Annotated in this window: 11 protein-coding genes; 7 read left to right on the top strand and 4 right to left on the bottom strand. The window is 59.0% G+C overall.

Features of this window, described 5'->3' with window-relative positions; all coding sequences use genetic code 11:
- Positions 1 to 64 precede the first annotated feature (64 nt).
- A complete protein-coding gene (gene bioA, locus LC059_RS17170) occupies positions 65 to 1,336 on the top strand; it encodes an adenosylmethionine--8-amino-7-oxononanoate transaminase (protein ID WP_226705102.1) in 1,272 nt (423 codons plus the stop codon).
- Positions 1,337 to 1,403: 67 nt separating this feature from the next.
- Here bioA and LC059_RS17165 read toward each other — a convergent pair whose 3' ends face one another.
- Together LC059_RS17165 and LC059_RS17160 are read right to left on the bottom strand one after the other, a co-directional pair.
- Complete coding sequence (locus LC059_RS17165) at positions 1,404 to 2,036, bottom strand: thioredoxin family protein (protein ID WP_226705101.1); 633 nt, start codon at positions 2,034 to 2,036, stop codon at positions 1,404 to 1,406.
- A gap of 31 nt (positions 2,037 to 2,067) precedes the next feature.
- Positions 2,068 to 4,140, bottom strand: coding sequence for a protein-disulfide reductase DsbD family protein (locus tag LC059_RS17160; protein WP_226705100.1), 2,073 nt, complete (start codon positions 4,138 to 4,140; stop codon positions 2,068 to 2,070).
- A gap of 214 nt (positions 4,141 to 4,354) precedes the next feature.
- On the opposite strand from LC059_RS17160, the gene selD reads away from it, so the two are divergent.
- From selD to phnE, 6 genes are all read left to right on the top strand, one after another.
- Positions 4,355 to 5,449, top strand: a complete 1,095-nt coding sequence (selD, locus tag LC059_RS17155; RefSeq protein ID WP_226705099.1) for a selenide, water dikinase SelD — start codon at positions 4,355 to 4,357, stop codon at positions 5,447 to 5,449.
- Positions 5,446 to 6,570 (top strand): tRNA 2-selenouridine(34) synthase MnmH, encoded by a 1,125-nt coding sequence (gene mnmH, locus LC059_RS17150; RefSeq protein ID WP_226705098.1) that lies wholly within the window; start codon positions 5,446 to 5,448, stop codon positions 6,568 to 6,570. Before selD ends, mnmH begins: the two co-directional genes overlap by 4 nt.
- 91 nt (positions 6,571 to 6,661) lie before the next feature.
- The gene (locus LC059_RS17145; RefSeq protein ID WP_226705097.1) at positions 6,662 to 7,552 is read left to right on the top strand and encodes a putative selenate ABC transporter substrate-binding protein; all 891 of its coding nucleotides are present in this window, start codon (positions 6,662 to 6,664) and stop codon (positions 7,550 to 7,552) included.
- Between the two features lie 5 nt (positions 7,553 to 7,557).
- The gene (locus tag LC059_RS17140; protein WP_226705139.1) at positions 7,558 to 8,394 is read left to right on the top strand and encodes a phosphonate ABC transporter ATP-binding protein; all 837 of its coding nucleotides are present in this window, start codon (positions 7,558 to 7,560) and stop codon (positions 8,392 to 8,394) included.
- An 18-nt stretch (positions 8,395 to 8,412) separates the two neighbouring features.
- Positions 8,413 to 9,267, top strand: a complete 855-nt coding sequence (locus tag LC059_RS17135; RefSeq protein WP_226705096.1) for a PhnE/PtxC family ABC transporter permease — start codon at positions 8,413 to 8,415, stop codon at positions 9,265 to 9,267.
- Positions 9,264 to 10,067, top strand: a complete 804-nt coding sequence (gene phnE / locus LC059_RS17130; protein WP_226705095.1) for a phosphonate ABC transporter, permease protein PhnE — start codon at positions 9,264 to 9,266, stop codon at positions 10,065 to 10,067. Before LC059_RS17135 ends, phnE begins: the two co-directional genes overlap by 4 nt.
- A gap of 31 nt (positions 10,068 to 10,098) precedes the next feature.
- Here phnE and LC059_RS17125 read toward each other — a convergent pair whose 3' ends face one another.
- Positions 10,099 to 10,794, bottom strand: coding sequence for an aspartate/glutamate racemase family protein (locus LC059_RS17125; protein WP_226705094.1), 696 nt, complete (start codon positions 10,792 to 10,794; stop codon positions 10,099 to 10,101).
- A 109-nt stretch (positions 10,795 to 10,903) separates the two neighbouring features.
- Positions 10,904 to 11,311, bottom strand: a complete 408-nt coding sequence (locus LC059_RS17120; protein ID WP_226705093.1) for a GFA family protein — start codon at positions 11,309 to 11,311, stop codon at positions 10,904 to 10,906.
- Positions 11,312 to 11,583: the final 272 nt, after the last annotated feature.

Genomic DNA, 11,583 nt, shown 5'->3' with positions numbered 1-11,583 from the left:
CTGAAAATGAATACCCGGCGACCGGCCGCCATCCACCTGTAAAAGAACACCACCCACAAAAACCATGATGGATTTAGAGTTCGACAAAAACCATATCTGGCACCCCTATTCCTCCCTGATCAATCCCCCACCGGTTTACCCCATCGCAAAAGCAGAGGGGATAAGAATCTTTCTGGAAGACGGCCGCGGACTGATCGACGGCATGAGTTCCTGGTGGAGCACCCTGCACGGCTACAACGTTCCCGAACTGAACGCCGCCATGCAAAGCCAGATGGAAAAAATGAGTCACGTCATGTTCGGCGGCCTCACCCATGAACCCGCCATCGAACTCTGCAAAAAGCTCGTCGAGCTCACTCCCGAGCCCCTGCAGAAAGTCTTTCTCGCCGACTCCGGCTCCGTCTCCGTCGAAGTCGCCATAAAAATGGCCCTGCAATACTGGCAATCCCAGGGAAAACCGGAAAAAAACCGGCTGCTGGCACTGCGCAACGGCTACCACGGCGACACCTTTGGCGCCATGGCCACCTGCGACCCGGTAAACGGCATGCACCACCTGTTCGCCAGCCAGCTTACCCAGCATATTTTTGCCCCCGCGCCAGAACCAAAGTTCGACCAACCCTGTAGTGATGAAGACATCGCCGAACTGCAACAACTGATCGAACAGAACCACCCGCAACTGGCCGCAGTAATCCTCGAGCCCATCGTCCAGGGCGCCGGTGGCATGCGCTTTTATTCCCCGGCGTATTTACGCAAAGTCCGCGACCTCTGCGATCAATACGACCTGCTGCTGATTGCCGACGAAATTGCCACCGGCTTTGGCCGCAGCGGCAAAATGTTTGCCTGCGAGCACGCAGATATCTGCCCCGACATCCTCACTCTCGGCAAAGCCCTCACCGGCGGCACCATGACCATGGCCGCCACCCTCTGCACCGATAAGGTCGCCAACGGTATCTGTACCGGCGAAGCTGGGGTGTTTATGCACGGCCCAACATTCATGGGTAACCCCATGGCGTGTGCGGTAGCCAATGCAAGCATCGAATTGCTGTTGCAACGCAATTGGCAACAGCAAGTACAGAAGATTGAAACCCAGCTGAAAAAAGAGCTGGAACCATTGAAAAGTGCGGCTGGCGTAGCCGACGTGCGCGTGCTCGGGGCAATTGGTGTCGTGGAAATGAAACAGCCTGTGGATAACCGTACGCTGCAGGAAAGCCTGATCAAGCGCGGCGTTTGGCTACGACCTTTTGGCAAGCTGGTGTACACCATGCCGCCGTACATTATCGAGTCCGAAGACCTGACGCACCTGACTCGCGCCATGACCGAAACCCTGAGTACTCTGTAACGCGCGAACGCTACAAACAAAAAAGGGCTCCGCAAGCGGAGCCCTTTTTCTTTACATGCCTGAATAATCAGTATTTTACGCTACAACCATAGGCACGCGATGAAGCAGTTTTCACCGCTTTGCCAGCCATGGACTCGTCCAGTGCCGTCGCCACATAGTTGGCGGATTTTGGAATCACCGCGGGGTTGGCAGAGTCGTTATCATCGATAGCGCCGGCATAAACCACCTCACCTTCCGGATTGATGATAAACATATGCGGCGTGGTCTTGGCACCATAGGCGCGCCCCATGCTGCCATCGGCATCCAGCAGGAAGGGGGCGCTGGCACTCAGGTTATGGCTTTTTGCCACTTCCAGCGCCTGCGCCGGTTCCAGATAACCCTGCTTGCCTTTCGCAGAGGAAATCACCGTCAGCCAGTTAATGTCCTGGTCGGTGTATTTTTTCTGCAGCGCCTGCATATTGCCGCTGCCATAGTGTTTTTTCACATAGGGGCAGTCCTTATTGAACCACTCCAGTACCAGCCACTGCCCCTCGTAGTCCTTCAGGCTGCGGACTTCACCGGCCGCATCCACCTCACTGAAATCCGGTGCTTTTTCGCCCGGCACCGCAACGGCCAGTGCCAGCGCCGGTAACGCGAACAGGGCGACGCCGCCCAGGAGTTTACGGAAAGAACGTTTACCACTCGTACCCTGAGTATTCACGATTGCGTATCCTCTTTGGTTGAACAAACAATTATTCATCGGTGAAAAGTGCTTCTATCATTTCTGCTTGCAGAATCTGCGGCAGCAACACTGGCTCCCTTTCTCCCGGTGCATACCAGGCATACACCGGTACCGAGTTGCGTCCCAGTTCCCCCAATGCTCGGGTAATCTCCGGGTCCTGATCGGTCCAGTCCGCACGCACCAGATACACATCGTTTTCGCGGAACAGTGTCTCGACTTCTTCGGACTCCAGCACCAGCTTTTTGTTCACCTGGCAGGTAATGCACCAGGCAGCGGTATAGTCAATAAATACCGCTTGATTCCGCGCCAGCGCCTGGCCAATCGCGTTGCGATTGTAGGGCTGCCAGCCTTGATCTGAGGTCACCTGAGCAGCCTTTGATCCGCTGCCATTTTGTTGCAGTTTGTTGGCCGCGCCAAAACTCATCACCAGCGCGGCCAATACCAGGCCCCAGGCAAGCCAGCGGCTACCGCGGAATTGGTGGCGCCCAAGCCAGAAGGCAAACACTACCGCCAGCATCAACATGGCGCCAATCAGCCAGCCGCTCTCACCCACAAGACGGCCGAGCACCCACAGCAACCAGATTACCGTGGCATACAGCGGGAAGGCGAGGAACTGTCGCAATGTCTCCATCCAGGGGCCCGGTGCCGGCAGGCGATTGAGCAACGCCGGAAACGCGCACAGCAACACAAACGGCAGCGCCAGGCCGACACCAAGACCGAGGAAAATTGCCATGGCGCCATAGGCCGGCAATAACGTGGCCGCCCCTAGCGCCGCGCCCATAAACGGACCGGTGCAGGGCGCGGCGACGAATACCGCCAGTACCCCGGTGACAAAGGCACCACCGCGGCTGTTGCCCGCCAGGTTCATCAGGTGGTGGCCGAATTCATACAGGCCGCTGAACGACAGCGCCATGACCCAGAACAACAGGATCAGCCCCAGCACCACCGGCGCTGACTGCAACTGGAAACCCCAACCGATGGCCGCACCACCCGCACGCAGTACCAGCAGCAGCGCGCCCAGTGCGGCGAAGGTCACCAGCACTCCGGCGGCGTAACGTAATCCTTCCTTGAGACGCCCGGAAGCCGCAGCCTCCGGCCCCACCAATCCGAACAGCTTGATCGACAGCACCGGAAATACGCAGGGCATCAGGTTGAGAATAGCGCCGCCGGCAATGGCGGCGAGCACCAGCAACCACAGGGGCTGGCCCCCGTCCACGGGCACATTGCTGGAGCCGGGCGCACTGGTCGCGGCTGCTTGGATTTCAATGTCGTCCAGCTGCCAGGCGCGCTCACCGTCGCTGACCACAAACCCGGTGTCCGGCGTCAGCACTGCCCCCGGCACCCGCTGAAAGGTATAGCGGATGGTATCGCCTGATTTTTCTACCTGTGGCGCCCGGGCGGTAAGCAAACCGCCATCCAGCGGAAAGATCTCCGGCGCAGCCGCGCCCTCACCCGCCTCAAGTATCAGCTGCAGCGTGTCGCCATCGGGTGCGGCGGAAACATTGGCGACGGTCCAGGGAAAGTTATCGCCGGTTACGGTCACGGGCACCTGCGCCGCAAAACGGTCCCGCAGTGCCTTGTCCTGCGGCTGCCATTGCACAGCATCCGCCACCGGCCGTGACAGGGTCATATTGCCGTAACCGGGGATGCAGTCCACCTTGCACACCAGCCACTCCAGGCTCACCACAATTTCCATGCGCGACGCATCGGGCGTGGCGGAAAACAGATAGGCTACATCGCCTTCATAACCGAGATTGGTAAGGTGCTCGATAGGCAGCCGCACCGGAAACGGCCACAGAATGTCGCCAATCTCGCCGCTGGCACCGGCAAAATCAAACCGCGGCGCCGCGCCGGAATCCCCGGCATTGCGCCAGTAAACATGCCAGCCTGGGTCTACCTCAAAATAGAAACCGATGGTTTCCTCGCCGGGGCCAAAAGTATCCGGTGCCAGCCAGCGAACCTGGACGTGATCGCCACTGGCGGTTTCCTGGGCTATTGCGCTACCTGTACCGCAGGCAAAAACCAGCAGTAAAACCCGGCAGCAAGTCAGAAAAACAGCACGGTTCAGAAACGAGAACGACAAATGGCACCCCAACAAGTAGCCTGAAAAAGCCGAAAGCGAACACCGCAACCAGCACACCTAACGATCAGCGCACTGGCCGGCAATGCCTATATACTCACCGGTCATTCAAATGGATTGCTCCAGGGGATTCAAGCGGAGCTTACAAATGCCGGCGATGAATGTATCCACGCGCCAACGGCTGGTAAAATCGGTGCAAATGACTCCCGGAGCTTCCATGAACGAATCCACGCCTGAAGCCTCAACAGGCACCCCTGCCGCCTCTACAGCACCCTCCCGGGTGCGCCTCACCCAGTACAGCCATGGCGCGGGCTGCGGCTGCAAGATCTCGCCGTCGGTACTCGACCAGATCCTCGCGGGCAGCGGCTCCCAGCTGGCCGATCCACGTTTGTGGGTGGGCAATGCGTCGCGGGACGACGCCGCGGTATACGGGCTGGACGACGAGCGCGGCGTGGTGTCCACCACCGACTTCTTTATGCCGATCGTCGACGACCCGTTCGACTTTGGCCGCATTGCCGCCACCAACGCCATCAGCGACATCTACGCCATGGGCGGCGATCCGCTGATGGCCATCGCCATTCTGGGCTGGCCGGTCAATGTGCTGGCACCGGAAGTGGCACGGGAAGTGATTCGCGGTGGGCGCGCGGTGTGCGAGGAAGCCGGTATTCCCCTGGCCGGGGGCCACTCGATCGACGCCCCGGAGCCCATTTTTGGTCTCGCCGTCACCGGCGTGGTGGAGAAGCGCCTGCTCAAGCGCAACGACACCGCAACTGCAGGCTGCAAACTGTACCTCACCAAGCCCTTGGGCATCGGTGTGCTGACCACTGCCGAGAAACAGGGCAAGCTGCGCACTGAAGACGCCAATGTAGCCCGCGACCTGATGTGCCAGCTAAATCGCCCCGGCAGCCATTTCGCGCGCATCGCCGGGGTGAAGGCCATGACCGACGTCACCGGGTTTGGCTTGCTCGGGCACCTTGTCGAGATGGCAGATGGCAGTGGCCTTCAGGCCCACATCGATTTCGCCGCCGTGCCGCGTATCGATGGCGTAGAGCACTATCTGGCCGAGGGCTGTATTCCCGGCGGTACCGGGCGCAACTTCGCCAGCTACGGCCACCGCGTGCAGCTCGCGAGCGCGCAGCAGCAACCCCTGCTCTCGGACCCGCAAACCAGCGGCGGCCTGTTGGTGGCGGTGGAGCCCGAAGGCGAAGCGGAATTTCTCGCCACCGCCGCAGAACTCGGCCTGCAACTGGCGCCAATTGGCCAGCTGCACGCCAAAAACCCCGAACAGGATTATGCGGTGAGCGTGGCATGAGTGCGGAAAACCTGAAAAGCCGAGCCAGACCAGACACCGCCGACTTCCGCGCGATCTTCCTGCACGATGTGCCGATGATCGACACGCGCGCGCCGGTGGAATTCAACAAAGGCTCCTTCCCGCATACGGTGAACCTGCCACTAATGAGTGATATCGAACGGCAGAAGGTCGGCACCTGCTACAAGCAGAAAGGACAGCAGGCCGCCATTGCCCTCGGCCACGAACTGGTCGGCGGCAAAGTGAAGGCCGAGCGCGTCGCGGCCTGGGCGGCATTTACCCGCGCCCACCCCGACGGCTACCTGTTCTGTTTCCGCGGCGGCTTGCGCTCGCAGATCAGCCAGCAATGGCTCGCCGAAGCCGGTATCGAATACCCCCGCATCACCGGCGGCTACAAGGCAATGCGCACCTTCCTGCTGGAAGAAATCGAAAGTGCCGTACGCGAATGCCAGTTCACACTGGTGGGCGGTATGACCGGCACCGGAAAAACCGAAGTAATCGCCCAGCTCGACAATGCGGTGGATCTGGAAGGACACGCCAATCACCGCGGCTCAACCTTCGGCAAGCGGGCAACGCCGCAGCCGGCGCAGATCACCTTTGAAAACAACCTCGCCGTGGACCTGCTCAAGCGTCGCGCGGCAGGACAGCAGCAGTTTGTATTGGAAGACGAGAGCCGCCTGATCGGCCGCTGTTCGATTCCGTTGTCCCTGCATCAGGGCATGCGTGAATATCCGCTGGTGTGGCTCGATGACAGTTTGGAGGGACGCGTTGAGCGTATTCTAAAAGACTATGTAATCGATCTGTGCGACGACTTCGTTAGCGAGCACGGCAGCGATGAAGGCCCGGGTATCTTCGCCAGCGCCCTGCGCCAGAACCTCGCCAACATTACCAAACGCCTTGGTGGCGAACGCTACCGCGAGTTGGATGCGATCATGCAGGCGGCACTGGATCAGCAACTGGCCAGCGGCAACGTGGACCGCCACCGTGAGTGGATCACCGCACTGCTGCGGGACTACTATGATCCCATGTACGATTATCAGCTGGAGCAGAAATCCGCGCGTATCGTGTTTCGCGGTAATCAACGGGAAGTGGTTGAATACCTGCGTGCACAAGCGTCCAAATAAATAACACACTCTCCCGGTCACACGGCAGAGAGAACAACCGACCCTGAAAATTCGTTAATCGTTTTTTCCACTATTGAACTGGAGAACTCGCATGTTTAAGCGCCCTCTGGCACTGGTAGCACAGTGCCTGCTGCCCATCCTTTTTGCCTTTGGTCTTACCCTGCCCGCTCATGCAGAAGACCCTGCTAAAGACAGCACCCGACAAGTGTTGCGGGTATCCGCTATTCCCGATGAGGCCCCCACCGAATTACTGCGCAAATTCACACCGCTGGGACAATATCTGGAACAGCAGCTGGATATGGACGTGCGCTTTATCCCGGTAACCGACTACGCCGCGGTAGTGGAAAGCCTCGCTGCAGATCGCGTCGACCTGGCCTGGCTCGGCGGTTTTACCTTTGTGCAGGCACGACTGAAAACCGGCGATGCCATTCCGCTGGTGCAGCGTGAACAGGACAAGACATTCACCAGCAAATTCATCACCGCCGATCCGGCCATCAAAACCCTGCAGGACCTGCAGGGCAAGAGTTTTGTTTTTGGCTCGATCTCCTCGACCTCCGGAAGCCTGATGCCTCGATACTTTATGGCGCAGGACAACATCAAGCCGGAGCAATTCTTTAGCCGCGTTGCCTACTCCGGCGCCCACGATGCCACCGCCGCCTGGGTACAGGCCGGCAAGGCCGACGCCGGTGTACTGAACGCATCGGTGTGGGACAAGCTGGTGGCCAATGGCAAGGTGGATACAAGCAAGGTGCGCGTGCTGGCCACTACCCCGCCCTACTTCGACTACAACTGGACCGTACGCGGCGACCTGGACCCGGCCCTTACCGCGAAGATCAAAGCCGCGTTTCTGGCGCTGGACCCGGCCAACCCGCAACACAAAGCCATTCTCGCCCTGCAGGCAGCGGAGCGTTTTATCGCGACCTCTCCAGAAAATTATCGCTCTATTGAAGAAGCCGCGCGCTCGGTAGGCCTGCTGAAGTGAGTCTGATGCTGCGCGATGCGCAGGTCTGCTTTCCCGGTAAAGGGAAACGCAGCCGCGAACACGCACTGACGGATGTCAGCCTGCAGGTGGAGCCCGGTGAGCAGCTTGCGGTCATCGGGCCATCCGGCGCCGGTAAAAGCACCCTGCTTCGCCTGCTGGCGACCGCGCAACAACCAACCTCCGGGCAGGTGCAAGTACTCGGTAGTGATCCATGGGCAATGGCCTCGGGTGCGCGCCAGAAATTGCGCGCAGGTATCGGCCTGATTCAGCAATCCCCACCACTGCCGCCGCGCCAGCGCGTGCTGACCGCAGTCGCTGCCGGACGCGCTGGCCAGTGGTCTCGACTGAAAAGCCTGCTCAACCTGCTTTACCCGCTGGATACAGCCAACATCACCAGCACCCTGGCCAGGCTCGATATGGCCACAAAACTGTTTGAGCGTTGTGATCAGTGTTCCGGCGGTGAACTACAGCGGGTGGCCATTGCCCGCGCCCTCTACCAACAGCCTCAAGTCTATCTGGCGGACGAGCCGGTTTCGGCCATGGACCCGGTACTGGCCGAGCATACCCTGACGCTGCTTAGCCGTGAGGCGCGGCAGTCTCACGCCACACTTTTGGTCAGCCTGCACAACCTGGAGCTGGCGCTGAAACATTTTCCCCGCGTCGTCGGCCTGCGCGACGGCAGGATTCTGTTCGACAAGGCCACTGCGGACGTCCGCCGACAGGAGCTCGACCATCTTTATGCCAACGAACAGCTGAGCAGTGCCGATTGTGGCCCGGGCATTCTCGCCCAAAACAGCAAACCTAAGACCAACAAACCTAGAGCCAGCATCCCGCGCTGCTAACGCAGACACCGTCATACTATGCACAACAGCATTCAGCCAGCGACACCTCACCCGTGGCCAGGTCACGACCCGGCGCTGTTGCCGCGGGCGCTGATAACCCTGCTGGCAGTATTACTGCTGTGGCCCGGAATACATTTCAGCGAACTCGATCTGAGCGTGCTGTTTGACCGAGACAGCACGCAGGCCATGGGCTCCCTGCTCGAAGGCGCATGGCCGCCCGCGCACGACTCAGTATTTCTCACCCTGTTGTGGCGCGCCGCGCTGGAGAGCCTGTCGATTGCTGTGGCCGGTATCGCACTCGCCTTGCCTGCTGCCCTGTGCGCAGCACTGCTGGCAACCCGTGCGCTCTCGCGCTCGGCGATGGAATCCCATGGCTCACCGAGCACACTTGCCCGCGTAACGCGCTGGCCAGTGCGGGCAAGTTTGATCGTGCTGCGCAGCGTGCCGGAGATCGTGTGGGCGCTGCTTTTGGTGCGCGCCCTGGGTCTCGGCCCCAGCGCCGGTGTACTCGCGATCGCCATTACCTACAGCGGCATGCTCGGCAAGGTGTACGCCGAGATTTTTGAATCCGTTGATCGCCGCCCGGGCAATGCCCTACTCGCTGCCGGCGCACCCCGCTTGAGCGCATTCCTCTACGGCGTACTCCCCAACGCTGCCGGTGAGATACTGTCCTATACGGTCTATCGCTGGGAGTGTGCGCTACGCGCATCTGTTGTGATGGGTTTTGTCGGCGCTGGCGGTTTGGGACAACAGCTGGAGCTGTCGCTGAGGATGTTCGCGGGTGATGAAGTCGTCGCAATACTGCTGGTGTTTCTGTTACTGGTGCTGGTTGCCGACCAGCTCAGCCGGCTTCTGCGTGCCCGACTATTATGAACCGAATAACCCGAATAAACCGCAGTAACCGTTTTGCAGGGTTTAGCAAGCTCCTGCTACTCGCGAGTGTCAGTTTTGCCGTGGTTGCCGCCTTCCGCTATCTCGCGCTCGACTTTTCCGGCTTGTTTACGACCGACGGCCTGCAGCAGATCAAAAGCTATTTTGCCGAGTTCCTGCAGCCTGACTTTTCCCCCACACACCTGCAGGCGGTGGCCAGCGCGGCGCTGGAAACCCTGGCCATGTCCGCCACCGGCACCTTGCTCGCCGCAGTGCTTGGGTGCGTGCTCTCACTACCCGCGGCCGGTTACTTCGGATGGCTGGCAAAGCAGGCCGCGCGCGGTGTGCTCAATGCCCTGCGGGCCATTCCAGAGCTGGTATGGGCCGCACTGATGGTACTCGCTGCCGGGCTCGGCCCGAATGCTGGCACCCTCGCAATCGCACTGCACACCACCGGCGTACTCGGGCGACTGTTTGCCGAAGCCCTGGAAAACACACCAGCGGCCCCCGCAAATGCAATTCGCAATGCCGGCGGCTCTCGCATCGTCGCCTTCAGCTACGGTTTGCTGCCGAGCCTCTGGCCTCAGTGGACCGCCTACACACTGTACCGGTGGGAAAACAACATCCGCATTTCCAGCGTACTCGGCTTTGTGGGTGCCGGCGGCCTCGGGCAAATGCTGTATGTGCACCTAAGCCTGTTCCAGCAAGCACAGGCCGCCACGGTTATTCTCGCGATGTTAATACTGGTGCTGTTAGTAGACGGGTTCAGCCAATGGCTGCGCGAGCGTTACCTGAATCCCTGAGGGCGAAAAATACCCGGAAGCTTGGTAAGAGTTACTGAGCGGTGGCGCGCTCAACCGCCTGCTGTGCATGAATAACCGAGGTATCCAGGAGTTTCACCTCAGTATCCGCCAGCGACACCAACATACCGATCTCTGTGCAGCCGAGAATCACCGCCTCCGCTCCCCGGGAAGCCAGTGCCTCGATAATTCGTAAATATTCCGCCTTCGACGCTGCCGTGGTTTTACCGAGGCACAGTTCTTCGTAAATCACCCTGTGTACAATTGCCCGGTCATCGTCGTTCGGGATCAGTACATCAAGACCGTACTTGTCCGCCAACCTGCCCTTGTAAAAATCCTGCTCCATGGTGAACGCAGTGCCTAACAGGCCGACGGTGCGGATATCTTCGGCAACCAGAACCTCAGCAGTCGCATCGGCAATATCCAGCACCGGAATATTGATCGCCCGCTCGATGTCCGCCGAGACCTTGTGCATTGTGTTAGTACAAATCAGCAGAAAATCCGCCCCCGCCGACTCCACGCGCCGTGCGCCTTCGCACAGCATTGCTGCCGTGGCGTTCCAATCTCCCGCTTGCTGTAACTTCTCGATAGGCTCGAAATCCACACTGTACATGGCGATCTTCGCCGAATGCAGTCCGCCGAGCTTACTCTTGACCCCCTCATTTATTGCCTTGTAGTAACCGAGGGTGCTCTCCCAACTCATACCACCAAGCAAGCCAATTGTCTTCATACCTTATGCCCGATAAGTGTCCGTTCTTCCGGAGTTGAGTGTGTACTAAACAAGTGGTCCGCGGAGGCCCGAAGAGCCGGAGCATCACTGCCCGTGATTGTTATATGGGTTACCCTCGGTCCGCCGGGTGGTTTACACCATCGTAAGTTGGAATACCCTCTACCTTTAGCGGGTTTATACCCTCCAGACACGCCACATTGAACCCGTATTGAGTTGGATTGGAGCGTCTCTGATGATGTGTATAAATTCCGCAATTTCCGCAAAAATAGTGTTTTGCCGTGTTGGTGTTGAATTGATAGAGTTTTAAATTCTCATGTCCTTCTAAGACAGCAATACCATCTAGCGAAACTGACGCAGCAATTGCGCCTCTCCTACGGCATAAAGAGCAATCACAACGCCGAAGATCTATAAGACCATCAGGTAAATCCAGCTCGATTTTTACAGTGCCGCAATGACATGACGCTAAGTGTTTTGGCTGGACTTTTACCCCATCAATCTCTTTCAGGTTTACGCTCATTGCTCCTTCCTTGTGCTCACATAACGCCCGCAGTAGGGCCGACCAATGCTATGCACATTTTGTGCAAAACTGGGAGCGCAGCGACCCACACAAAATGTGCTTAGCGTTGGGCGTCCCGCGGAGGCCCAAAGGGCCGTAGCATACTGCCTGCGTTTGTATGGTTTACATGCTCTCTCAAACGGGCAAAATTGAGGCCCACCTCTGGCTGCCACCAGAGGACTTTTATGCGGTAGTTCGATGCCTGTATGGCTCCTCTGTCGAGAGACCGTTAA

Source organism: Microbulbifer elongatus, assembly GCF_020524885.1.
GTDB lineage: Bacteria > Pseudomonadota > Gammaproteobacteria > Pseudomonadales > Cellvibrionaceae > Microbulbifer > Microbulbifer elongatus_A.
Note: the sequence above shows the minus strand (reverse complement) of the source record. Positions and strands in the feature narration are given on the sequence as shown.

Bases quoted from the DNA above. Each gene is read 5' to 3' on its own strand.
- bioA (WP_226705102.1), top strand. From the start codon at position 65: ATGATGGATTTAGAGTTCGACAAAAACCATATCTGGCACCCCTATTCC.
- selD (WP_226705099.1), top strand. From the start codon at position 4,355: ATGAACGAATCCACGCCTGAAGCCTCAACAGGCACCCCTGCCGCCTCT.
- mnmH (WP_226705098.1), top strand. From the start codon at position 5,446: ATGAGTGCGGAAAACCTGAAAAGCCGAGCCAGACCAGACACCGCCGAC.
- LC059_RS17145 (WP_226705097.1), top strand. From the start codon at position 6,662: ATGTTTAAGCGCCCTCTGGCACTGGTAGCACAGTGCCTGCTGCCCATC.
- LC059_RS17140 (WP_226705139.1), top strand. From the start codon at position 7,558: ATGCTGCGCGATGCGCAGGTCTGCTTTCCCGGTAAAGGGAAACGCAGC.
- LC059_RS17135 (WP_226705096.1), top strand. From the start codon at position 8,413: ATGCACAACAGCATTCAGCCAGCGACACCTCACCCGTGGCCAGGTCAC.
- phnE (WP_226705095.1), top strand. From the start codon at position 9,264: ATGAACCGAATAACCCGAATAAACCGCAGTAACCGTTTTGCAGGGTTT.
- LC059_RS17125 (WP_226705094.1), bottom strand. From the start codon at position 10,794: ATGAAGACAATTGGCTTGCTTGGTGGTATGAGTTGGGAGAGCACCCTC.
- LC059_RS17120 (WP_226705093.1), bottom strand. From the start codon at position 11,311: ATGAGCGTAAACCTGAAAGAGATTGATGGGGTAAAAGTCCAGCCAAAA.